Here is a 20,849-nt window from a genome sequence, read left to right as displayed (position 1 = left end):
TGGCTTATATGTCTAGCTTCCCCTGCATCTCCGCGCTGACCTCCCGTTTCTTCTCGTCAAAAGCATGGGTGTAGATGTCCAGCGTGGTGGATACCTGAGCATGGCCTAAAATTTCGGACACCGTGGACACATCCGCCCCACCGGAGATCATCAGGCTGGCGGCAGTGTGCCGCAGGCTGTGGACATTCTGTGGAGGTAACCACACATTACCCCGCGTGTGGGAGAAAGTGCAGCCCTGTTTTCACTTTCTACCCTTTGGACAAGAGGGGCGGTCCTGTTCTTCCCCGCAATCCCGCAGGGAATGGAAAATACAAAAGCTCCCACCGAGGAAAAGATGGGAGCAGCTCTTTGTATTTCGTGTTTCCCATTCCTGATAGGGAGGGCAGAAAAAGGGATAGGTGGTGAGTTCCCGCTTTTTCTCTCCCATTGCGGAATGAGCGCAGGTGTGGTATCTTTTTTTCAGACCACACAGAGGGAGGGAAGCTCACCATGACAAGAGAAGAAGCCGAAAAAGAATTGTGCCGTCTTTTGGAAGAGGCCGAAGCAGACATTCAGGCGGGGCGTACCCTTCCCGCGGAGGAAGTGTTTGCCCAGCTGCGGGAAGAGTTCGCTCCCCGGAACATCGTTTATCTCACCGGGGACACCCACGGACGGTTCGAGCGCATTGTGGACTTCTGCTCCCAGCGGGAGATGGACAGAGAAAACACCTTTGTCATCCTTGGGGACGCCGGGCTCAATTTTTACGGCGGCCTGCGGGACGCCCTAGGCAAAGAGCAGCTGGCAAAGCTCCCCTGCACGTTCTTTTGCATCCACGGCAACCATGAGCAGCGGCCAGGACCAGAGCTGGGATATGAACGCACCCAGTACCACGGCGGTTCAGTGTGGGTGCAGCCCCAGTACCCCAATCTCCTCTTTGCCATCGATGGGGAGGTGTACGACTTCTGCGGCCACAGCTGCCTGGTGATTGGCGGGGCTTACAGCATCGACAAGTACTACCGTCTGGCTAGGGGGTACGGCTGGTGGCCGGACGAGCAGCCCTCTCCCCAGATCAAGGAGAAAGTGGAGCAGGTTCTGGAGGAACGGAACTGGCAGGTGGACGTGGTGTTCTCTCACACCTGCCCTCTCAAGTACGAGCCAGTGGAGGTGTTTCTGCCAGGCATCGACCAAAGCACGGTGGACAAGTCCACCGAGGAGTGGCTGGACACCATCGAGTCCAAACTCCACTACGAGCGCTGGTACTGTGGCCACTACCACACGGAGAAGCAAGTGGACAAGCTGCGATTTATGTTCGAGGATTACGCCCTGCTCTCCCACACCCTTTCCATCGAGGAGGAAAAAGCTCTCATCGCTAAAATGGAACGCCGTGATTGACAAGAGAGGCCAGTTCGCCCTCTGCACCGGAGCGGTGGTGTACGGCGTCAAGAACAAACGAGAGGACTTCTCTTAGGTGGTGCTGCCCGTGGCCAGCTTTGACGCTGGATTCGGCACCACCGCCTTCAGCAAGAAATGGCAGACTAAGATTCCCGCCGCGTTTGTGGAACGGCAGAACCAGCACTTTGGGGTATGCCGGTACCGGGTGGGGGAGGAATGGGTGGGGGTGAAAATACAGCGGTGAATCCGGCATTTTCCGGTCTACGATAAAGGAGGGGATTCCAACATGATCTATTTCACAGCGGACACCCATTTCGGCCATGAGAACGTCATCCGGTTCTGCGGCCGGCCTTATGCCACTGCCGCGGAGATGGACGAGGCGCTGATTGAAAACTGGAACAGCCGTGTCAAGGGCAACGACACGGTGTTCATCTTAGGGGATCTATTATTCCGGTCGGACAACGCTGAGGAGATCCTCAGGTGCCTAAAGGGGAAAAAACGGCTGCTGATTGGAAATCACGATGGGTCTTGGATGACGAAAGTGGATGTTTCCCGCTATTTTGCCAGTGTTGACCTAATGCTGGAACTCTCCGACGGCCGCCACGCCTTGACCCTGTGCCATTACCCCTTGCTCACCTGGAAGCACGCCAAAAAGTCTTACATGATCCACGGCCATATCCACAATGACACCGGCGCGGACTTCTGGCCCCTCCTGGCTGCCCGGGACAACGTGCTCAACGCCGGGGTGGATATCAACGGCTATCAGCCTGTCACCTTTGACGAACTGTTGGAGAACAACCGGGTCTTTAAGAACGGAGGTTAGGCGGAAAAGAAAAATCCCCGCTCCCAGGGAGCAGGGATTGCTGGAGAACATCAAATGAAAAAACAATTTTTCACCGGATTTTCTCCTTGCAGAAAGTTTTCCTCCGTTTGTATCCCATGCCCAGAAGCAATCCGGCGCTCAGCGCGATACATCCTCCCACAAAAATCACCAGAGCAACAGCCTTTTGCCGGGACAGCAGCGCGCCCAGTTCCCCGCAAAGGTCACTATCCGAAAAAGCGGATAGGCCATTTTCCAGGAGCCGGAACGTCTCGCTGTAGTACCCTAAGTCGAAGATGGTCTCCGGGGGCAAGAGAGAGGCGGGCAGCGCCGCCTTTTGCAGGAGCAGAAACAGCCCTCCCAGGCTGGCGGCAAGGAGCAAAATCCAGAGGACTTTCGCCCTTCCCTTGCCCCGCTTTCCCAGGGAGAGGCACAGCCCGGCGCAGCACGCCAAGGGAGCCAAGGCCAGCACCCCCACGACCCCCAGCAGAGGCAGCTGCCGGGCGAACTGTTCCACGTCCCCCAGGCTGAACAAGCGGCAGTTCCTTCGCTCCTCACCGGGGAACAGGGCGGCCAGTTCCCGTTCCTCTAGGAAGGGCTGGGGGGCCTCCTCCTGGGGTAGCAGGTACAGGGTGCCGCCCTCTGCGGAAGCGGAGGGGGCGTCCAATTCTATTCCCTCCGGGGCCCAGAGTAAGTATGTGTCCGGGGCTGGGTCGCTGGGGACGGTTTCCACTGCCCATTCCTCGTCCTCCAGGGGACGGGAAGCGTACACCACGTAGGAGCCCCTCTGCTCCAGGCCGGTGGTAAAGGCCCGCTCCCCCTCCAGGGACAGGATATCCGTGGACACCCGGCGCAGCTGGGTGCTCCCCAGCAGTCCAGTGCCCTCCTCCAGCAAATAAAGGAAGGTTCCGTCCTCTTCCTGGCGGAAAGCGTCCAGAGGCAGGCTGTCAGTGGCCCGCTCCTGGTCATGGCGGGGACTGGCAACGGTGACTTGAATGGCCATCTCCCGGGAAATCATCCCTGAGAGGATGGTGCACTCCACCAGAATGGCCAAGGTTATCGCCAAGGCCCGGGAAAATCCCCGGTGGCGGGATTCCCCCGCCCAATCCTCCTGGAGGGCGATGCCCTGCACCAGCTCCTTGTGGAGCCCCAAAAACAGCAGCAAGGGCGGCAGCAAGGCCAGCAGGCAGCAGGCCAGCTGCACCGCCTGATCCCGGGCCCCAGTGGTGGCCAGGGACACAGACAAGGGGTACTGGGCGGGCTCTTTTAAGTAGGCCATGGGCTGCTCCACCATGTTCCAGGCCTCCAAAAAGGTGAGGACGATGACGCAGGCCAGGCCGTTTTTGCCGCAGGGCACCAGGATCCTCCAAAGAATGGTGAAGGTGGAGGCCCCGTCCAGCTGAGCGGCCTCTAAGATTTCGTCGGGCACCGCCCGGAAGCTCTGGGTCATGAGGAAGGTACCAAGCGGGGCGAACAGGGCGGGGAGCACCAGGGCCCATTGGGTATCCAGCAAGTTTAAAGTACCCAAAATGCGGAAGTTTGGCACCAAGGTCACCTGCAGGGGCAGCACCATCACTACCAGCAGCAGAAAGAACCACAGCTTCTTCCCGGGAAAATCATACTTGGCAAATCCCAGACCCGCCAGGACGGAGAGCACCACCTGGCCCCCCACCATCAAGGCGCACAGGGCGATGGTGCGCCAAAACACCAGCAGGTACTCCGGGGTGGCCAGAAATACCTTATAAACCGCTTCTAGGGAGAAGCCCGTCCCCTGGGGGAACAAGGCCCCCTGGAGCACCTGGAAGAAGGGACCCAAAATAGCCAGGAGCAGCAGCGCCGTCGCCGCCGCCGAGAAAACCCGCAGTACAGGGGAACAATGCCGTGTCATGACCGGGCCCCCTCCTTTCGCAGCACCCAAAGGGCACACAGACCCAGCCCCAGGGCGATGACCAGAAACAGCAGCACGCTGGCTACACTGAGGCGCTGGTAGTTGAGGTTCTCAAAGGAGTTGTTGAGGAAGTGCTGGAGCATGTACACCGATTCATGGGGGTGCTCCCCGCCCACCAGGAAGATCTCCCGGAAGCACTTGAAGGCGTTGATGAGGGAGAACACCAGCGCCAAAAACAGGGCGTACCACATTTGGGGCAGTGTCACCCAGCGGAAAGTTTGCAGGGCCGAGGCCCCCTCTACCTGGGCCACCTGGTAGTGTTCCGGGGGGATGGTCAATAGCCCGGAAAGCAGCAGCACTACGGCGTAGCCGGTGCTTTTCCAAAGGTAGAGGAGAAGCATCACCCAAAAGGCCGTTTGGGATTGGAGCCAGTCCCCCAGGGGCAGCCCTAAGGCCATAAGCAGCCGGTTTGTAAGGCCCCTCTCAGAAAACAGCAGGTCCACCAGCAGCACCGTACCCGCTACAGGCATCACATAGGGCAGCAGGAACACCGGCCGCAGCAGGGGGAACCGCCGGGACTGGCTTTTTAAAAACAGGGCCAAGGCGTAAGCCAGAATCAGGATCAAGGGCAGGCCAATCCCCAGGAACTTTAGGGTGTTCCCAAAGGCCGTCAGGAACATGTTGTTTTGGAACATCCGGCTGTAATTTTCCAGGCCCACGAAGAGCTGGCTTTTCCCGGTGCCCTGGGACAGGGAGTCCCACACCACCTGGCCAAAGGGGATTACATAAAACAGCAGGAACCCCGCCAGCATGGGCAAAATCAGGGCATACCCTTTCCATGCGCGTTTCATAGACTCACTCCGCCAAGGTCATTTCCATAGAGGAGATGGTGCGCTCCACCAGCTCTTCCAGGGGCTCTTCCGAGCGTCCGTAAGACCAGTGCCAGGTTTCGTACAGATTGTAGATGTCCATGTCCAAATCGGAGTAGACCTTGGCGCTGTCAATCCGTTCCACCGCCGCCCGGAGAGAGGCCATGGTGGCCTCCTGGGTGTTGGGCTCTAGGTAATCCAGAAGCACCTGGTCCTTCACCGGGAGGGCGGAAAGATAGCCGGAGTTTATGCCAAAGCTAAAGGTGGAACAGTAATGGTATCCGTTTACTTCAAAGCCCGATCCCGTCTGGGTGACCAATTCCTCCCGGAATAATTGCTCGATGAGGGCAAAGGCCTCCTGGGGATGGGCCGCGTTCCGGTTGATGGCGGCGTAGGCGGTCACCGCTGCGGTGACGCCCCCCTCCGGGTTGGGAATGGGGAACACGGTGTATTCCGTCTCGTCATAGGGCAGCTCCATCCAGGCGCTCCAGCTGGTCTCCCCGTTGCGCACCGCCGGAGACTGGGAGTACTGTTTGTCCTGGAATTCGGCAAAAGCTTCTCCCTGTTCCACAGCTTTCTGTAGCGACTCTTGGGTGACTAGCAGATTCTGCCCTTCGTAATCCGCCAGGACGCCCAGGCAGTTGGGGAACAGCTTGAAGGTCCTGAAGGAGAACAGCCCCTTCAAGGTTTCTTGGTCGCTTTGCAGCAGCTCGTCCAAGGTGGAGAAGGTGTAGTCCGGGTCCTCCAGGGCGCTTTTGTCCACCATCACCGTGGAGAAGGTGTAGGTCAAGGGCAGCAGGAACCGGCTGTCCCCGGCCACGCCCACGTCCATCACCGTCTGGTTGCAATTTTCCAGTTCAATGATCTCGCTGTTTTGCACCATCTCTTCCAGATCGAGAAACAGGTGGGAGTACATGCTCTTTTCCACGTTGGGGAAGATGGCCTCCAAAGGTTCCCCGGAGTCTGTCACCGTCCCAGGGATGGTGGCGTCTAGGATAAAGGCGTCCGGCCCCTCCCCGGCCATGATCTCTGTGCGCAGCCGGGTCAGCTCCGGCTCCCGGTCCTCGGTGTCGTCCGGCAGCACCAGCAGCTCATATTCGGTTTCATTTCCCGTGGCTGCCAAATAGCTGATCAACTCTTTGAGGTCCTCCCGAAAACTCTCGTCCGCGCAGATTACCACTGGGCCTCCCTCTTCTGAGGCAGTCTCGCTGGAGACGCCGGAGGCGCTGGGGATTTCTTCCCCGTTGGTACACCCCAAGAGCCCCCAACAAAGCACAAGGATGGATAGACAGAGCATTCCTACTTTCTTCATAGATCCCCTCCTCCTTTCCTCGGGAGCGGCAGGAAAATAGTATCAGCCGCCTGGCCGCTCACAAAACAAGCATGCATGTGCGTGAATATTAGGAAAGGCCAAGAAGTTCTCTTGGCCTTTCCTGTTGACTTGTTTTGTATTATAACAATTTTAAGGCATGATATTATCGCTTGTCAACAGACATGTTTTATAAAAATACACCACACATATCATGATATTCACCATAATCGAATGGGTAAATTCGATTTTTTAAGAGCAACGATACATGCCATGGGGATTGCGGAAAGCGGGAAGATTCACGCCTCCACCCGTTTTTGCGTCTGGGAACCAGCTCCCGCTTTTTCATGAAAGGCGTGACCGTAGCCGCATCCGCCCCGCCGGAAAGCATCAGGCCGGCCGCTGTGTGCCATAGGCTGTGGATGTTGAAGTCCGGGGGGCGGACGGCATTGTTTGAGAATCAACCACCAGAGGAAGGCGCTGGGGATTTGGGACGGTGGAACTGCGGCCACCTGGGGCGGGAAAACTGGAAAGTGCCCGGCTTTTGAGTTTTGTTGCGCGTTTTTGATTTGCTTTTCCCCTTGGCATCGTGAAGCACCCCACTGGTTATTCAGTAACGATACTGTCTAACCAGCGGGGTGCTGTTCATGCGATGGCTGTTTTTTAGCGCGGAAAGTACCTGCGGCGGTTCACTGAGTATTCTGCCGGTGGCGCCCTTCCTCCCGCAGCCGGGCCCGGTCTGCCAGACGGAGGACCAGCGTGGCCACGCGTTCCACCAGGAAACTGACAGCGGCGAAGCCCAGCAGCAGCCAAAGGGTTTCCACCGAGGGCAGCGCCACCTGGAACCTTGCCCGCAGCACCAGGACGGCGGCGTAAAACCCCGCTGTCATAGTGACGCACAGGAATGCCCGCAGGCGGTCCATGGGCCAGCTGGCTTTAAACACCGCCTGAATGCCCACCGTCCCCACCAGCAGGTAAAGGAGGGTGGAGAGCTGCTCCGGCGGCAGGGCTGTCCAGGAGGACAGGGAAAGAGGCCGGGAGCACTCCCGGCCCGCTTCGCTTTATGGCGCTCCCTGCTGTCCGGCACGAGCGGGAGCCAATTTTCCGGCTTGCTGCTTTTTAGCTTTCTTGCAGGATTTTTTGCCTTTACTGTGAGGGATGGTTTTTCGCCTTTCCCCCAGCTCCCGGCGAAGGGCTTCCAGCTTACTTTCGCAATACAGCAGGCGGATAGCCTGAAGCACCGCCAGCAGGCAGAAAACCGCCAGCAGCCCTGTAGAAATAGGGAGTCCCAAAAAATTCATGTAGGGGTTGAACCAGTCCAGCACTTCAAAAGCCGCCATGCACAGGGCAAGAATGATGGAACAGTGGGCGGTTACCTGAAACAGCTTTGCCATGCTTCACACCTCCCCAAAGTACAGGCAGTCCACAATTTCGTGGGCGTCCTTATAAGGTTTATTGACCAGCTGGCCTTCCATGGCCATCATGGTGGAGTGGCCGCCGTCCAGGTTGTAGGCCGCCTTGCAGCCCAGGTCCTGGAACAGCTGGGAAAGCTCCGGGAGCGTCATGCCCCGGGAATAGCCGGTTTGGCGGCCGTCCACCACTATCAGGCAGTAATGGCCCGGCTCGTAGTACCCGATGGCTGTGCGGGGGTGGGATTTTCGGATGTACCTGCTTGCCAAGCGGGCCATCCGACCCATTGCGGACATCACCCGCACGGCGGAGGCCATCAGCGCCGGGGACCTTTCCAAACGCATTGCGGAGCCTGCCTCCCGGGACGAGGTGCAAGAGCTGGCCATCACTTTCAACACCATGCTGGACAGGCTGCAGGAGTCCTTCCAGCGGGAGCGGCAGTTCACCTCCGACGCCTCCCACGAGCTGCGTACCCCCGTGGCGGTGATTTCCGCCTGCGCCGAGGAGCTGGCGGGGGAGCCCCTCTCCGAGGACGGCCGGGAAACCCTGGAGGCTGTTCAAAAGGAGAACCAGCGGATGAACAAGATCATCTCCCAGCTGCTGGTGCTCACCCGGGGCTACGAGGGCCGCTACCACCTGGAGAAAGAGCGGCTGCCCCTGCGGGAGGCGGTGGGCTCTGTGCTGGAGGAGCTGAACGATGCTGCCGCTGCCCAGAAAATTTCCCTGTTCAATCAGGTGCCGGAGGGCATGGAGGCATGGGCGGACCAAAGCCTTTTGACCCAGCTGCTCATCAACCTGGTGGGCAACGCTGTGAAGTATGGAAAGCAAGGGGGCTGGGTGATTGTCCGGGCCTCTCAGGAAAGAGAGGACTGCGTGCTCACCGTGTCCGACAACGGGATTGGCATGAGCCCCGAGGAATTGGAGCACATCTTCGAGCGTTTTTACCGGGCGGACAAGGTCCGGGACCGCTCCGGTTCTGGCCTGGGGCTTTCCATCGCCCAATGGATTGTCCACCTCCACGGCGGGGAGATCACAGCGCAGAGCCAGCCAGGCAAGGGAAGCCAGTTTACTGTTGCGCTGCCCCGGCGGGAGGGCGCCCCTTTTCCCAGCGAAAAAAAGGAGCGCAGCCGGCCATAAGGCCTGGTCTGCGCTTTCTGTTTTCCGCCCGGTGCTCTTCGCAAAGGGAAGGCGGGGCGCCTGTTCCTTCTCAGGGGTGGCTGAAGAAATACACCAGCCCCCAGCCTGCTATTCCAAACATTGCGGCGGCTGTCAAAACCAGGGAGGCGGCCATCATCAGAAAAAAGGAAAGGGGGATCAGGGCAAAGGGCATGCACAGAACATCGGATAGGCTGGGTTGGAGGCTGTAGCGCCCCTTCCTGTCCCGATAAAGGGTGTACTGGTTTCCTGGTTGAAAGTTGTGCCTGTTTTGGACGGTGGGGGGAATCCAGTGGGACATCCTGCCGGATTCCCAAAAGGAAAACAGGGGATAGGTGTCGGAGCCGCCGTCCCCATCCGACTTGTTAATCCATCCCTCGCAGCGGGCAGGCACCTCCTCCAGCCTGCCCAGCAGCTTTTGAAGCCCCCATGCCAGGGGGGCGGTAAAGGCACGGATCGCGTCGCCCAGCAGAGTGCGGGCAAAGGCAAAGCCTCCCGCGGCGCAGGCAATCCCGATGATGAGACACAGGGCGGTTCCGGGCAGGTTGGGATATTCCACGGTGTAATCGGAAAGCGCCGCCAGAATATTTCGCCCCTGGAACAGCAGCGCCACCGCGGAGCCCCCGCACAGGGCGCCCAAAAGCCCCCATACAGGCCAAAGGGACCGGACCTCCTTCCAACTGGCCCAGGCGCCTTGAGATTTGAGATAGACAATTGGAACCCTGTCCCCCTGGCAGAGGCTTGGACGAATGCCCCGAAGTTCCTTTTGGAGCGTAAAGGGCTGCCCCTCCCAAAGGCAGCGCAAAGTGATGAGGGTGGAGGAGCGGTCGCCGTCTATGGTGGAGGAATCCACCCATGTTTTGCGATATTCCAGGCCCGTCACCTGCGCTGTCAGGCGTACGGCCCCTTTCCACTGCTTTTCCCGGCGCATTCCACCGGCCATGAGGAAAAAGAACAGGGCGCACAGCGCAACACAGACTCCCATTGCCTGCCACATAGCGATTCGGCTCCTTCCATTCAGATTGTTTTAGATAAGCGGGGCTTCCTGTTGGTCAGGAGAGCGCCTGGATGATTTGATCCATCACCGCCGCGCTGGGCATGGAGACCACTTGGGTGACCTCTTGCGCCACGCCGTCCACCCCGAACTGGCCGATGTCCGTGGGCGCGTCATACACTCCGGTGCGAAAGCCGTGCTTCTCCCAGGCAATGCGCTGGATGTCCTCATCCAAAAGGGCCTGCGCCCCCTTCGCGCCCAGGGAATCGAGCGCAATGTACACATGGGAGGACCATACGGTGGGGGTGGGGTACAGCATCACGATATCCTCTTGAATCTGCGACCAGACCTCCGGCTCTTGAACGGCGAATTCCAGCAGCTGGCTTTCATATCCCGCGATAAGGGGCTTTGCCCCCATGCCGGTTTTCAAAAACTGGTCGAACAGGTCGGAGGAAGAGCTTTCCATATACCCAAGCCGCTCAACGATTTCCTGCAGCCGGGGGAGCACCTCCGGCAGGTCCTCCTCTGCGGCCACGCCCCCCGCCAGGGTGTTTGCCAGCAGGCCGGCGAACATGTTGCCAGAGTTGGACTTGGCCGGATCGGTAGTCCCCACAGAGACAGTGCCGTAGAGCTCTGGCAGGCCAATGTCAGCCCACTCCGCGCCGGACTCGATAAGCTGCGTGAGCCCCGCCATATCCACTGTGGTGACGCCGCCGCTCTCCTGGGCAATTCCCTGGCGCTTTAGGGCCTCTGCAACGGCGTTGTGGGTGTACAGCACAATGGGGGTGTTCAAGATAATTTCGCTGGCCTCCGGGGCTCCATGGGCTTTTTCGTACAGCTCCAGCGCGGTCTGGTTAGAGGGGAAGAGATAATTCTGGCCTTCCGCGTCCATGGTGACCATTTCGATCGAGCCGGCCCGGGTGTAATCCATGGAAAGCTTATAGCGCTCCCGCAGGATCTCCTGCACTTCCGCATCCTCCAGCAGGCCAATCTTTTCTCCGCCCACATAGCCTTGAATCTCAGAAACCTGCTGGGCATTCGTAAGCCACACATACCCGGCGGCTCCCAGGGCCACCACCAGCAGGAGGAGAAGGCCGATCCATTTTGCTTTCATCACTGCGCCTCCTTTTTCAGGGTACTTCCCTCCAGCTCCTGTTCCAGCACCTGGATGTCCACCTCTGTGTCCAGAAGTTCCCCCGCCATCAGCTGGGTGAACTGCCGCTCAAAGGCCTGGTTCAAAACGGGGAGCACGCTCTCTGTTTTGCGCTGGACCTCTAACACCTCTTGGGTGTGCAGGCCCAGGTTTTCCAGCTCCATATACCGCCCCAGCAGCCGTGCGGCGGTGTCCAAGTAGTAGAGGAAAAACCTTCGGGCCTGGGGAATTTTTTCCCGGTTCTTCTTCAAATAGGCCATCAGCCGCTGGGCTGTGGAGAAAAGGCGCTGTGCTTGCTCTGCCACAGGCGCTTTGGAAATTTCCTTTCCAGCGCGCTCCAGGGTTTCCAAGTCCTCCTGGGCCCCCTGCAGCAGGGCCTGCAGCTCCTCTCCATCCCTTAATCCCTCCAGGGAAATGCCGCCAATTTTGCGGCTGGGCTTTAGCAGGAGGAACAGGCCGAAGTACACCCCCACACTGAAGGCGAGGGAGACAAAGGGATTCCATTGCAGGGCCAGGAACAGCGCCAAAAACAGCCCCGCTGCCGCGCACAGGGAGAGCAATGCCCTTGTTATCTCCCGCATCAGTTGTACCCCTTTACACTGCGGAACGCCCCCACCAGGTCTTCCCGTCCGTCAAACACCCGGGCATTGGAGAACTCCGCCAGGCTTTCCAGCTGGCTTTCGTCCGCGTCCCCAAACATAATGGAGAAAATGGGCACCTGGCTGCCCAGGCTGCCGTAGGCATCGGCGAGCTGGCGGAAACTGCCGCCGGATTGGCCGTCGGTCAACAGAATGACCGCAGGTGTGTACTGGGAAAGGTCATATCCCCGCAGTTCCTCAATTCCCTGGGCGGCAGCCTGGTACATATCGGTGCCACCTCCCGGGCTCAGCTCCTCCACAACGGTATACAGCCCCTCCAGCTCCGCCCCGTTTCCCTGGGCGGTGTAGGTTCCCATGACCCGGTCGTTGAACGGGATAAGGATGTTGACCTCGTTTTCAGATGCCTGCAGCAGGCTTTCTGCCGCATTGCTCTGGATCAGGAGCTGCTCCATGGCAGCCTCCAGCTGCTGGTTCCCCTCGCCGGACATGCTCCCGGAGTAGTCCAGGCAGTAGATGTTGAGGGAAGGCTTTTTAAATTCGGTTTGATACAGCCTGAGCGCTTCAAACAGCACGTCTGAAGCCGGCATGTGGATGGGGGAGAGCAGGCGGTCTGGCTGAAGGCCCCAGTCCTCCCGGAACACGTCACGGTTTTCCGGGGCCACGCCGGTGTAGCTGGAGCGCCGCCCTGTGCGCTGGATTTGGCTCTGCGCCTCCTGAGAGAGGAGGTATTCCTGCAGGGAGAGGAACAACTCCTCCTTTTGGCTGTCCCCGCGGTCCACATAGGATAGGGGGGAGTCGGCAATTGTGAGGCCGTCGGTGGGGTACACTACGCTGAGCGTCTCCCGGCCCTGGGCCTCCAGCTCTTGGTTTGCCTGGATGATGAGGCACTCATAGTTGACCATGGCGTCAAAGTCCCCCTCTAGGAACATGTCCTTCAGCCAGTCAGAGCTTCCGGAAGAGCGGTCTACACCGGAGAGAAGCTGCGTCATTTGGGTGCGGAGCTCCTCCCCCTGCAGGTCCTCCAGCGAGATGGCCTCAGGGTTCCCCAGCAGAGCGTACAGGAAGCCAATGTAGGCGCAGGCCCCCGAATTGGACTGGCTGGCGCTGGTCATGCAGAATTTCAGCTCTCCGCTTTGAATGGGCCCGAGAAGGTCCTGTACAGTGACCTCCTTTCCCACAAAGCCCAGCTGTTCCGCCAGGCTTTGCCGGATGCCGAATACCACCGGGGTGATGGAGATGGATTGCGTGTGCTTCAGGTTCAGGGGGGATTCGCCCGCGTTCAGCCACAGGGAGCTGGCAGGCCACACCGCGTCATAGAGGAAGTCCTCCCGCTCCAGCTGGCGCATGATGTCCAGAGAGCCCAAATAGGTCATTTCAATGCGCGTTCCCTGCTGCCTGGCAAATTGTTCCAGGATGGGCTCCAGTTCACGGTTTTCCGAGCCGGACAAAATGCGCAGTACGCGGCTTCCGCTGCCGAGCACCGTGTCCGCTGTTTGTGTTTGGCTGGATGCCTCGCAGCCCGCCAGCAGGGCTGGAAGCAGCAGCGCGGTTAATAAGCATGTGAGTATTCTTCGAAGCTTCATAATGCCTCCTGTCACGGGGCATAAGTGCCCAGTATTCCTATTTTTATTGTAGGGAAGGCACATGGGCGCGTCTATCACAGGTGGGAAAAGGATAGGTAATGTTCAGGTTAAAACATGCTGAAAACCGGCTGGGGCAGCGGGGCTTTCCCACAACAGCCCAAATCCCCCCGGAGCTTGTGTCTCCGGGGGGATTTGGGGGTAAGCTTGGCACGGGGCCTTTTTTGCCGGGGCGGCTCCGCTTATGTGTCGATGCGCCGCAGCTCTGTAAGGGCCCGGTTGCGGTAAGTGAGGTCCGAACGGACGGTAAATCCCATTTTTTCCCAAAAGGTATTGCCCGCCTGGTTCCGGGAAAAGGCCACCAGAGCCGCCTTGTGGATCCCGATTTTCCGAAGGGCTGCCAGCAGCCGCTCCACCAGCTGCCGGCCAATGCCGCGGCGGCGGAATTCTGGATGGACCGCCGTGTGGTAAATGTAGGCCCGGCGCCCATCCGTTCCTGCTAAAATGCAGCCGGCAATGGATTCCCCCTCCACCGCCACAAAACAGGTTTCTGGGTTTCTCTGCAAAAACCGCCCAATGCCTTCCAATGAGTCATCCAGGTTGTTCAAGCCCATGCCCGGGCAGGAAAGCCACAGGGCATACACCTTTTGATAATCTGTCCATTCCATAGGACGGATTTCCATGCGGTGGCACCTCCTTGTTTTAGTAGAAAAAAGCAGGACAACGGTTCCTGCTTTTCGATCTTTCACGTCTTTTAAAAAAGAGGGAACGCGCTGGCCCCCTGTTCTCCCAGACGCTCCCCCTCGCCATAGCGGCCGTGGAAGTCGGAGCCGCCGGTGACAGCCAGTTGAAAGCGGCGTGCCAGCTCCAAGCACTTCTGCGTGTCCTCGGGGCTGTGTTTGGGATGGTAGGCTTCAATGCCCCACAGGCCGGCTTCTGCCAGGGCGGGGAGCGCCTGGAAGTTTCCGTATTGGCCTGGATGGGCCAGCACCGCCTTCCCCCCGGCACGGGTTACGCATTGGACCGCCTCCACGGGGTCCGCTGTGGGGAACTGCAAAGCGGCGGGGGCGGCTTCCCCTTTAAACAGCTTTTTGTACAGGGCGCCGTACAGCTCTTTGCACAGGCCGGCCTCCATAAGCTGGGCCATCAGATATTGTTTGCACAGCTGGCCCTGGGGGCCTGCCTGGGCCAGCAGCCGCTTTTCGGAGACAGGGTAGCCCGCCTGCGCCAGCGCCTGGGCGCTTTGCAGCACCGCCCGATTGCGCGCTTGGCGGATGGGGCGGCAGAAATCCTCCACGGCCTGCCTTCCTTCAGTGGGGATGGCGTACCCCAGCAGGTGAAGCTGGCGGCCGTCCCGCTGGCTGCAGCTGATCTCTACCCCCAGCACCACAGGGAGCCCAAAGGCCCTGCCCGCTTGGAACAGCTCTTCCCCGCCTGCCAGCGTGTCGTGGTCTGTGAGACCCAGGCCGGATAACCCACAGGCCTTTGCCTGCCGCACCAGCTCCCAGGGAGAGCGGTCCCCATCGGAGAAGTGGGAATGGGTGTGTAAATCCACCATAGGCGCCTCAGGCAAAGGCTGCCAGCTCTTCCATGGCGTAATCCATTTTGTAGTCCATGGGCACCATTTGCTTCTCGCGGATTTCATACCGCCAGTCCGCCAGGGTGCGAATGGCGATTTCGTCGTGGAACACCCCTACCATGGCCGTGCCCTGCCGCTTTAAATCCAGAATCATGTCCATAACCCAGCCCTTGCTGTTGGCGTCCAAGGAGGCGGTGGGTTCATCCAGCAGAAGCAGGCGGGGTTTGGTGATTAAGGCATTGGCGATGTTCAGCCGCTGCTTTTCGCCGCCGGAAAACGTAGCTGGGTACATGTCCCACAGCTGGGGGGAGATGCCCACCCGCTCCAGGTATTGGGCAGCGCGCTTGCGGGCCAAGGGCTCCTCTACCCCCCGGGCGGTTTGCGTGTGGGTGAGAATATCCAGGGCGGAGACACGGGGGATGACGCTGAAAAACTGGGAGACATAGCCAATTTCTTTTTCCCGCAGCTGGATGATCTTCCAGGGCTCGGCAGTGGCTAAATCCACGGTAGAGCCGTCCTCCCGGGTGTACCAAGCGTGGCCGCCAGTGGGGGTGTAGGTGCGGTACACGCATTTGAGCAGGGACGATTTTCCCGAGCCGCTGGGGCCGGTGATTGCCACCAGCGTGCCAGGCTCTACAGAAAAGCTGATGTCCTGGAAGCCGTCGATTTGGGCATCCCCCCGGATGTGCATGATAAATTCTTTGGAAAGAGAGTCAATGTTCAGCATGGGAAAGAATTCCTCCTGTTTTCTCCAATTTTGTTCGGATGGAAGCGGGGAGGAGGGACAGGCAGGCCTGGTACAGCTCTTGGTTGGAGGCCGCACAGACAAACCAGTCTTCCCCCTCCATGGGGACCGCGGCAATGGAGCAGCCCTGGGATTTTAAAACCGCCCAGGCTGCGGCAAAGTCCCACAGCTTGAGATGGCTGTTTACATAAACTCCGCCGCGCTCCTCTGCCACAGAGCACAGCTCCAGTGAAGCGCAGCCAAAATAGCGCACCCCCTGAAACTGGCGGGCAAAGCGATAGGCGTCCACGCCCAGGGCCGTAAGGGACTCCATGGTCTTTACCCCTAAGTGGAGCACTGCCTGGTGGGGAGCCGTGGGGCCGGACCGCCCAGCCCCATAGGGGATGGAGCCCTCCAGGGCTTTGCCAGAGCTTCCCTCCAGCACCAGCCCCCACACGGGTTCCTCCCGGTACAACAGCCCCAAGGAGATGGCGTAGCCGCGGCCGGCCTGGTAATAATTGGTGGTGCCGTCAATGGGGTCCAGCACCCAGGTCCAGGGCGAGACCCCTTGCCGGCGGGCGCCTTCCTCTCCCAGAATGCCGCAGAAGGGTGCTTCTTTTTGCAGCGCCTCTGCCAGGTACTGCTGCACCCAAAGATCGTGGTCAGTGACGATATCCCGGTAGCTTCCCTTTTCCCGCATGGCTGGAGAGATGCTGCGCCGCCGCTCCCGCAGGCGGGCTCCACAGGCCACCACCAGGTTTCGGGCAAAGTCCGCCAGGGGCCAAAGCTCCTCAATCATAGCGGGCCCCATCCTTCCCCACGAAATCATTGCGGTAGTGGAGGCGGGTCACTTCTTCGCCATTGATAAAGGTGGAAAGCACCACGGGGATTTTCCCTTTTTTGCTTACCAAAATCAGGTCGGCGCACTTGCCTGGCTGGATGGACCCCAGGTGGTCTGCCACCCTCACCGCTTTGGCGGGGTTCAGCGTGGCCATGTTCACCGCCTGGGGCAGCGGCAGGGTGCCGTCCTCCCACAGCTTGAACACCCCGTGGAGGATGGCTGCCGGGAAATAGTCGGAGACGAGAATGTCAGCGCAGCCGTTTTCAATGGCCTCCCGGGCGGAGAGGTTGTTGGAGTGGGACCGCCCCATCAGCACATTGGTGGCGCCCACCACCACGGCCATGCCCCGGCGGTGGGCCTCTTGGGCCACGGAGAGCTCCACGGGGAACTCGCAGATGCGGGCGTGGAGGTTTTGTGTTACATAGTCCAGCTTTTCCAGGCTGTCATCATCGTGAGAGGCAATGGGGATGCCGGCCTGAACCGCCATGTCCGCGGCCAACGCCAGCTGTTCCGCCGTGAGCTTGGTGCGGTTCATCCGCTGGGTGAGGATCTGGTTTTTCTCCTCCTCGGTTTGGCTTTGGGACATGACGTGGCTTTTGAAAAATTCCAGGTTTCTGTACTGCCCTTGGCCGGGGGTGTGATCCATAAAGGACAGCAGCTGCATGTCCCGGTTACGGATGAACCCCAGCAGCATGGAGTAGCCCCGGGTGTTGGTGATCTCATACCGGCAGTGGAACCGGTGGCGGATCAAATGGTCGCCCTCGTGAAAGTTGCGGATCAGCCCAATCAGCTTGGTCAAGTTTTCCGGACTGCGCAGCTGCTGCTTCTGGGCCACCCGCTCCCCGCCAAAATTGGTGTCCATAATGGTGAGGGAGTGGTACATGGTGGTGATGCCCTGGCACACCAGCTGCTTTTCCTGCTCCCGCATGGCCAGCTCGAAGTCGATCATGCTTTGGGGCCGGGGCTGAATGACCGTTTCAATATTGTCCGAGTGAATGTCGATCAGCCCTGGCAGCAGGAAAGCGCCCTGGCCGTCCAGAATGCGGCCGTCGGGGCTCTCGGGCCCCAGCCAGGGGTTTTCAGAAACCTCCTGAATCAGCTGATCCTGCAGCCGTACCGAGCCGTTTTCCAAGACCTGGTCCGGCAGCACCACATTTACATTTTGAATGACAAGCTCTCCCATGGCTTCCTCCTTACAACAACGAGCTGACCAGTGTTTGGGTGTAGGCGTGCAGGGGGTCCTCCAGGATCTGGTCGGTCAGGCCCTCCTCCACCACGCGGCCCCCCAGCATAACCATGGTCCGGTCGGACATCATGCGGATGACGGAGAGGTCGTGGCTGACGATCATCATGGCAATGCCCAGCTCCTGCTGAATGGTGCGGATCAAGTCCAGCACCTTGGCCTGCACGCTTAAATCCAGGCCGGTGGTCACCTCATCCAGCAGCAGGATGGGAGGATTGTTGGCAATGGCCTTGGAGATCTGCACCCGTTGCTGCATGCCGCCGGAAAAGACCCGGGGCTGTTCCCGCAGGCGCTCCACGGGGATCTCCACATGCTCTAAAAGCTGAGAGCTGCGGGCAATCATCCTGCCGGCGTTGCGGCTGCCTGCGGCGATAAGTTTTTCCGCAATGTTGGCCCCAGAGGAAATGTTCATCCGCAGGCCCAGCATGGGGTTTTGGTAGACCATGCCCATCAGGTGGTTGCGCAGATAGCGCCGCTGCTGAGAACTGGCCTCCAATATATTGGCTTTTCCATTCTGATACATGGTGAGGGTGGCCTCCCCGCTGGTGGCGGGCTGGTCAAAATAGAGGGTCTTCAGCAGGGTGCTTTTTCCCGAACCGGATTCCCCCACAATTCCCAAAATCTCCCCGGGGTACAGCTGAAAGCTCACATCCCGCACCGCCCAGATGGTGTGGCACACGGGGCAGCGCCCCTTTTCCAGGTCGGTATGCTCTTGGCAGTAGGGGCAGCCGGGGCCAAAGCGCACGGTAATGTGCCTGCCCTCCATTACGGGCGTTCTCTCATTCATGGGTTTCTTCCCCCTTTTCCTGGGATGCTTGCGCGTTGCGGCGCTTCAGGCAATAGCCTGTGTCAGAGCACTGGTAGTAGCGCTCTCCGGTCTCTGCATCGAAGATCTCGTCAAAGTAGACGTTCTCTGCACCGCAGAGCCGGCATTTGCGGCCGGAAAGGTCCTCCTGCTGGAAGGGATAGTCCTCAAAGGCAAGAGAGACCACATCGGTGTGGGGGGGAACGGCGTAGATCTTCTTTTCCCGGCCGGCCCCAAACAGGTACAGGCACTGAGACTGGTGCAGCTTGGGATTGTCGTAGCGGGGGATGGGGCTGGGGTTCATCACATACCGGCCGTCCACCAGCACCGGATGATCCGCCCCCCGGAAGGGGGAGCCCCGGGTGAGCAGCTGTTCAAACAGGTTGACCCAGATGCCTGTATACTCCCCATCGGCGTGGAGCTGCCGGGTGACCTCCTCGTGGGGGTCCACACTGCGCAGGGGCTCCGGCGTGGGCACCTGGAGCACCAGCACCTGGTCTTCCCGCAGGGGCTCCTCGGGGATGCGGTGGCGGGACTGGATGATGTCCGCCTGGGCGGTGTCCGTGGTGGTTTCCACACCGGTGGTGTCGCAGATGAGCCGCTTGATGCTCACCGCGTTGACGCTGTCATCGTTGCCCTGGTCGATGACCTTCAAGGTGTCATCCGGGCCGATGAGGGACATGGTCAGCTGGATGCCGCCTGTGCCCCAGCCCCGGCCGATGGGCAGCTCTCGAGAGCCAAAGGGCACCTGGTACCCCGGCACGGCAATGGCGTGGAGCACCGCCCGGCGGATTTCCCGTTTGGAGCCCTCGTCCAAAAAGGCGAAGTTATAGTCGCCCCGCTTAGTTTCCTTGCTCATCTTCAAGCCTCCTTTTCCGTTTCCGCAGGCTGTCCAGCTTGGACTGGAAGGTCACATAGTGGGGCAGCTTCAGGTGGGAGATAAACCCGTTCATCTCCAGGCAGTCCCCGTGGAGCAGCACAAATTCCATATCGCTGGTGGGGCTGTCAATGGAGAGGGTCAGGGCGTGGTCCAGCACAGACATGGCAATGGCCTTGGTGTCGTTGCGGCCGATCACGCAGCCGTAGCCCACGCCGATCCCCTCGCCGCCGGCACGGGTCCCCATCAGGCCCTCTACCTCGGTGACAAAGATTTCGCCCACATACCAGGCGGCGCCCTCATCCAGGGGAGAGTCCACCTCAATTTCCAGGCTGCCGTAACGCAGCTCCCCAATGGTGGGGTGGGACATGCCAAATCCCCGAATGTCGCTGTATGCCAGGCCAGAGACAAACCCGGTGTCCGCCCGGGTCAAAGTCTGAAGAATGGCGCTGCGCGGGGCGGGGAGGGGCAGCTTTTCCATGGTGACGTCGCAGGGCTGGGAGTGGTCCTCCTCCACCTGCTCAATCAAGCCTTCCTCCCGGAGCAGGTCCAGCACCCGGGGGGCTGTATCCGAGAGCTCTCCTTCCGGAGAGGCGGGAATTCCGGCTTCAAACTGCTGCCGCCACTGGCGGAGGTCCTCTTCGGTTTCCTCCAGCAGGCCGAAATTCAGCAGGCGGTGGACGTAGTCATAGGTGGGGCCCAGCACCTGGCCGCCGGGGATATCCTTAAAGGCCGAGCTGATCCGCCGGCGAATGTGCATTTGATCGCCGGAGACTGTGCGGGAGGTGTAGTTGCGGGCCAACGTGCTGCGGTAGGCCCGCAGCAGGAATACGGCCTCCTCTGGGCTGCCCTCGCACTGTTTCAGGGCCAGGGCGGCGTAGTCTGGGGCGTACAGGCCTGCCTCGGACATAATGCGGTCAATGAGCAGGCCCATCCGGTCCCGCAGGACCTGCAGGTCTACAGGGCGCTCCCCCTTGGAGCGGTACTCCTTCAGCAGCTGGATGGAAGCCTGGATGGCTTCCTGCCCGCCGGTAACTGCAACATAGCCCATCAGCCCTCACCTCCTATCTTCACCTTGCGGGGAATCCCCATAACCTGGCCCTGGGGGGTGAGGAAGTATAAATCCACCCCGCAGGGGAACTCGAACGCCTGTGCCTGCCGCTCTTCCAGCCAGGCCCGGCAGGGAGCGGGCAGGGTGACGGTGACCGCCCCCTCTACACCGGGGCCGGTGAGGGAGAAGGCCTCTCCTCCCGTCAGGGAGTCCGTCAGCAGGAAGAGCGTTGCGCTTTTGTGAGGTTCCGGCAAGGTGCCGGGTTTTGCCTTCTCGATAACGGGGCCCGGTTCCCCCATGCGGGGAAAGAACAGGTAATCGGCCTCTTCCAAAGGAGCGGGCACGCCATAGGTCAGTTCCCGCAGCTCCTCGGCCAGGGCGGGGGCTCCGTCTACATAAAAGGAACGCCAATTGTCCAGCAGGGTCAGGGCCACCGCCTTGAAGGGGGCGCCGTTGCCAACCAGCCGCTTTACATTCTCCTCAATGGAGAACACCTTGCCGGGCTGGGCCAAGGCATTCATCAGGGCCTTGAACACCTGCTGGCAGTCAAATACCGGGTCAAACCGGTTCTCAGTCCTCAT

At 59.9% G+C, this 20,849-nt stretch carries 24 protein-coding genes; 4 read left to right on the top strand and 20 right to left on the bottom strand.

Annotated elements, in window-relative coordinates; translation table 11 throughout:
• Nucleotides 1-4: 4 nt before the first annotated feature.
• On the bottom strand, nucleotides 5-205 hold the full coding sequence (locus ODJ80_RS00275; protein ID WP_263040421.1) for a tyrosine-type recombinase/integrase: 201 nt from the start codon (nucleotides 203-205) through the stop codon (nucleotides 5-7).
• Nucleotides 206-489: 284 nt separating this feature from the next.
• On the opposite strand from ODJ80_RS00275, the gene ODJ80_RS00270 reads away from it, so the two are divergent.
• The 3 genes from ODJ80_RS00270 to ODJ80_RS00260 all read left to right on the top strand — a co-directional run bounded on the left by ODJ80_RS00270 (nucleotide 490) and on the right by ODJ80_RS00260 (nucleotide 2,194).
• A complete protein-coding gene (locus ODJ80_RS00270; RefSeq protein ID WP_317619837.1) occupies nucleotides 490-1,371 on the top strand; it encodes a metallophosphoesterase in 882 nt (293 codons plus the stop codon).
• Between the two features lie 76 nt (nucleotides 1,372-1,447).
• Nucleotides 1,448-1,615 (top strand): hypothetical protein, encoded by a 168-nt coding sequence (locus ODJ80_RS00265; protein WP_263040420.1) that lies wholly within the window; start codon nucleotides 1,448-1,450, stop codon nucleotides 1,613-1,615.
• Between the two features lie 42 nt (nucleotides 1,616-1,657).
• Nucleotides 1,658-2,194 (top strand): metallophosphoesterase, encoded by a 537-nt coding sequence (locus tag ODJ80_RS00260; RefSeq protein WP_263040419.1) that lies wholly within the window; start codon nucleotides 1,658-1,660, stop codon nucleotides 2,192-2,194.
• 70 nt (nucleotides 2,195-2,264) lie between these two features.
• Here the strand turns inward: ODJ80_RS00260 and ODJ80_RS00255 are convergent, their stop codons facing one another.
• The 6 genes from ODJ80_RS00255 to ODJ80_RS00230 form a co-directional block, all read right to left on the bottom strand.
• The gene (locus ODJ80_RS00255; protein ID WP_263040418.1) at nucleotides 2,265-4,079 is read right to left on the bottom strand and encodes a carbohydrate ABC transporter permease; all 1,815 of its coding nucleotides are present in this window, start codon (nucleotides 4,077-4,079) and stop codon (nucleotides 2,265-2,267) included.
• Entirely contained in the window at nucleotides 4,076-4,930 is an 855-nt protein-coding gene (locus ODJ80_RS00250; protein ID WP_263040417.1) for a carbohydrate ABC transporter permease, read from the bottom strand. Before ODJ80_RS00250 ends, ODJ80_RS00255 begins: the two co-directional genes overlap by 4 nt.
• A gap of 4 nt (nucleotides 4,931-4,934) precedes the next feature.
• Nucleotides 4,935-6,260 carry a hypothetical protein gene (locus ODJ80_RS00245; protein ID WP_263040416.1) on the bottom strand — a complete coding sequence of 442 codons (1,326 nt, stop codon included), beginning with the start codon at nucleotides 6,258-6,260 and terminating at the stop codon, nucleotides 4,935-4,937.
• 686 nt (nucleotides 6,261-6,946) lie between these two features.
• Nucleotides 6,947-7,201 carry a hypothetical protein gene (locus ODJ80_RS00240; RefSeq protein ID WP_263040415.1) on the bottom strand — a complete coding sequence of 85 codons (255 nt, stop codon included), beginning with the start codon at nucleotides 7,199-7,201 and terminating at the stop codon, nucleotides 6,947-6,949.
• Nucleotides 7,202-7,318: 117 nt separating this feature from the next.
• On the bottom strand, nucleotides 7,319-7,651 hold the full coding sequence (locus tag ODJ80_RS00235) for a hypothetical protein (RefSeq protein WP_263040414.1): 333 nt from the start codon (nucleotides 7,649-7,651) through the stop codon (nucleotides 7,319-7,321).
• A gap of 3 nt (nucleotides 7,652-7,654) precedes the next feature.
• Nucleotides 7,655-7,936, bottom strand: a complete 282-nt coding sequence (locus ODJ80_RS00230) for a phosphodiester glycosidase family protein (protein ID WP_263040413.1) — start codon at nucleotides 7,934-7,936, stop codon at nucleotides 7,655-7,657.
• On the opposite strand from ODJ80_RS00230, the gene ODJ80_RS00225 reads away from it, so the two are divergent.
• Complete coding sequence (locus tag ODJ80_RS00225) at nucleotides 7,920-8,804, top strand: HAMP domain-containing sensor histidine kinase (protein WP_263040412.1); 885 nt, start codon at nucleotides 7,920-7,922, stop codon at nucleotides 8,802-8,804. The two genes, ODJ80_RS00230 and ODJ80_RS00225, sit on opposite strands and share 17 nt — an antisense overlap.
• A gap of 70 nt (nucleotides 8,805-8,874) precedes the next feature.
• On the opposite strand, the gene ODJ80_RS00220 is transcribed toward ODJ80_RS00225, so the two are convergent.
• The 13 genes from ODJ80_RS00220 to phnH all read right to left on the bottom strand — a co-directional run bounded on the left by ODJ80_RS00220 (nucleotide 8,875) and on the right by phnH (nucleotide 20,849).
• Nucleotides 8,875-9,819 carry a hypothetical protein gene (locus ODJ80_RS00220; RefSeq protein WP_263040411.1) on the bottom strand — a complete coding sequence of 315 codons (945 nt, stop codon included), beginning with the start codon at nucleotides 9,817-9,819 and terminating at the stop codon, nucleotides 8,875-8,877.
• A 55-nt stretch (nucleotides 9,820-9,874) separates the two neighbouring features.
• Nucleotides 9,875-10,930 carry a hypothetical protein gene (locus ODJ80_RS00215; protein WP_263040410.1) on the bottom strand — a complete coding sequence of 352 codons (1,056 nt, stop codon included), beginning with the start codon at nucleotides 10,928-10,930 and terminating at the stop codon, nucleotides 9,875-9,877.
• Nucleotides 10,930-11,550 carry a 5-bromo-4-chloroindolyl phosphate hydrolysis family protein gene (locus ODJ80_RS00210; RefSeq protein WP_263040409.1) on the bottom strand — a complete coding sequence of 207 codons (621 nt, stop codon included), beginning with the start codon at nucleotides 11,548-11,550 and terminating at the stop codon, nucleotides 10,930-10,932. Before ODJ80_RS00210 ends, ODJ80_RS00215 begins: the two co-directional genes overlap by 1 nt.
• Nucleotides 11,550-13,151, bottom strand: coding sequence for a vWA domain-containing protein (locus ODJ80_RS00205; protein ID WP_263040408.1), 1,602 nt, complete (start codon nucleotides 13,149-13,151; stop codon nucleotides 11,550-11,552). Before ODJ80_RS00205 ends, ODJ80_RS00210 begins: the two co-directional genes overlap by 1 nt.
• A 239-nt stretch (nucleotides 13,152-13,390) precedes the next feature.
• Nucleotides 13,391-13,831 (bottom strand): GNAT family N-acetyltransferase, encoded by a 441-nt coding sequence (locus ODJ80_RS00200; protein WP_263040407.1) that lies wholly within the window; start codon nucleotides 13,829-13,831, stop codon nucleotides 13,391-13,393.
• Nucleotides 13,832-13,902: 71 nt separating this feature from the next.
• A complete protein-coding gene (locus ODJ80_RS00195; RefSeq protein ID WP_263040406.1) occupies nucleotides 13,903-14,706 on the bottom strand; it encodes a PHP domain-containing protein in 804 nt (267 codons plus the stop codon).
• 7 nt (nucleotides 14,707-14,713) lie between these two features.
• Complete coding sequence (gene phnL, locus ODJ80_RS00190; RefSeq protein ID WP_263040405.1) at nucleotides 14,714-15,454, bottom strand: phosphonate C-P lyase system protein PhnL; 741 nt, start codon at nucleotides 15,452-15,454, stop codon at nucleotides 14,714-14,716.
• A complete protein-coding gene (locus ODJ80_RS00185) occupies nucleotides 15,441-16,250 on the bottom strand; it encodes an inositol monophosphatase family protein (protein ID WP_263040404.1) in 810 nt (269 codons plus the stop codon). Before ODJ80_RS00185 ends, phnL begins: the two co-directional genes overlap by 14 nt.
• Nucleotides 16,243-17,475, bottom strand: coding sequence for an alpha-D-ribose 1-methylphosphonate 5-triphosphate diphosphatase (locus tag ODJ80_RS00180; RefSeq protein WP_263040403.1), 1,233 nt, complete (start codon nucleotides 17,473-17,475; stop codon nucleotides 16,243-16,245). The genes ODJ80_RS00185 and ODJ80_RS00180 overlap by 8 nt, the downstream gene beginning before the upstream one ends.
• Before the next feature lie 10 nt (nucleotides 17,476-17,485).
• The gene (locus tag ODJ80_RS00175) at nucleotides 17,486-18,322 is read right to left on the bottom strand and encodes an ATP-binding cassette domain-containing protein (RefSeq protein ID WP_263040402.1); all 837 of its coding nucleotides are present in this window, start codon (nucleotides 18,320-18,322) and stop codon (nucleotides 17,486-17,488) included.
• Complete coding sequence (locus ODJ80_RS00170) at nucleotides 18,315-19,199, bottom strand: alpha-D-ribose 1-methylphosphonate 5-phosphate C-P-lyase PhnJ (RefSeq protein ID WP_178864301.1); 885 nt, start codon at nucleotides 19,197-19,199, stop codon at nucleotides 18,315-18,317. The genes ODJ80_RS00175 and ODJ80_RS00170 overlap by 8 nt, the downstream gene beginning before the upstream one ends.
• Nucleotides 19,183-20,268 (bottom strand): carbon-phosphorus lyase complex subunit PhnI, encoded by a 1,086-nt coding sequence (locus tag ODJ80_RS00165; RefSeq protein ID WP_263040401.1) that lies wholly within the window; start codon nucleotides 20,266-20,268, stop codon nucleotides 19,183-19,185. The genes ODJ80_RS00170 and ODJ80_RS00165 overlap by 17 nt, the downstream gene beginning before the upstream one ends.
• Nucleotides 20,268-20,849 (bottom strand): phosphonate C-P lyase system protein PhnH, encoded by a 582-nt coding sequence (phnH, locus tag ODJ80_RS00160; protein WP_263040400.1) that lies wholly within the window; start codon nucleotides 20,847-20,849, stop codon nucleotides 20,268-20,270. The genes ODJ80_RS00165 and phnH overlap by 1 nt, the downstream gene beginning before the upstream one ends.

Origin of the sequence: Acutalibacter sp. LFL-21, from assembly GCF_025630755.1 — a bacterium.
GTDB lineage: Bacteria > Bacillota > Clostridia > Oscillospirales > Acutalibacteraceae > Acutalibacter > Acutalibacter stercoravium.
Note: the sequence above shows the minus strand (reverse complement) of the source record. Positions and strands in the feature narration are given on the sequence as shown.

Bases quoted from the DNA above. Each gene is read 5' to 3' on its own strand.
- ODJ80_RS00270 (WP_317619837.1), top strand. From the start codon at position 490: ATGACAAGAGAAGAAGCCGAAAAAGAATTGTGCCGTCTTTTGGAAGAG.
- ODJ80_RS00260 (WP_263040419.1), top strand. From the start codon at position 1,658: ATGATCTATTTCACAGCGGACACCCATTTCGGCCATGAGAACGTCATC.
- ODJ80_RS00255 (WP_263040418.1), bottom strand. From the start codon at position 4,079: ATGACACGGCATTGTTCCCCTGTACTGCGGGTTTTCTCGGCGGCGGCG.
- ODJ80_RS00250 (WP_263040417.1), bottom strand. From the start codon at position 4,930: ATGAAACGCGCATGGAAAGGGTATGCCCTGATTTTGCCCATGCTGGCG.
- ODJ80_RS00245 (WP_263040416.1), bottom strand. From the start codon at position 6,260: ATGAAGAAAGTAGGAATGCTCTGTCTATCCATCCTTGTGCTTTGTTGG.
- ODJ80_RS00235 (WP_263040414.1), bottom strand. From the start codon at position 7,651: ATGGCAAAGCTGTTTCAGGTAACCGCCCACTGTTCCATCATTCTTGCC.
- ODJ80_RS00225 (WP_263040412.1), top strand. From the start codon at position 7,920: ATGTACCTGCTTGCCAAGCGGGCCATCCGACCCATTGCGGACATCACC.
- ODJ80_RS00220 (WP_263040411.1), bottom strand. From the start codon at position 9,819: ATGTGGCAGGCAATGGGAGTCTGTGTTGCGCTGTGCGCCCTGTTCTTT.
- ODJ80_RS00215 (WP_263040410.1), bottom strand. From the start codon at position 10,930: ATGAAAGCAAAATGGATCGGCCTTCTCCTCCTGCTGGTGGTGGCCCTG.
- ODJ80_RS00210 (WP_263040409.1), bottom strand. From the start codon at position 11,550: ATGCGGGAGATAACAAGGGCATTGCTCTCCCTGTGCGCGGCAGCGGGG.
- ODJ80_RS00205 (WP_263040408.1), bottom strand. From the start codon at position 13,151: ATGAAGCTTCGAAGAATACTCACATGCTTATTAACCGCGCTGCTGCTT.
- ODJ80_RS00200 (WP_263040407.1), bottom strand. From the start codon at position 13,831: ATGGAAATCCGTCCTATGGAATGGACAGATTATCAAAAGGTGTATGCC.
- ODJ80_RS00195 (WP_263040406.1), bottom strand. From the start codon at position 14,706: ATGGTGGATTTACACACCCATTCCCACTTCTCCGATGGGGACCGCTCT.
- phnL (WP_263040405.1), bottom strand. From the start codon at position 15,454: ATGCTGAACATTGACTCTCTTTCCAAAGAATTTATCATGCACATCCGG.
- ODJ80_RS00185 (WP_263040404.1), bottom strand. From the start codon at position 16,250: ATGATTGAGGAGCTTTGGCCCCTGGCGGACTTTGCCCGAAACCTGGTG.
- ODJ80_RS00180 (WP_263040403.1), bottom strand. From the start codon at position 17,475: ATGGGAGAGCTTGTCATTCAAAATGTAAATGTGGTGCTGCCGGACCAG.
- ODJ80_RS00175 (WP_263040402.1), bottom strand. From the start codon at position 18,322: ATGAATGAGAGAACGCCCGTAATGGAGGGCAGGCACATTACCGTGCGC.
- ODJ80_RS00170 (WP_178864301.1), bottom strand. From the start codon at position 19,199: ATGAGCAAGGAAACTAAGCGGGGCGACTATAACTTCGCCTTTTTGGAC.
- ODJ80_RS00165 (WP_263040401.1), bottom strand. From the start codon at position 20,268: ATGGGCTATGTTGCAGTTACCGGCGGGCAGGAAGCCATCCAGGCTTCC.
- phnH (WP_263040400.1), bottom strand. From the start codon at position 20,849: ATGAGGACTGAGAACCGGTTTGACCCGGTATTTGACTGCCAGCAGGTG.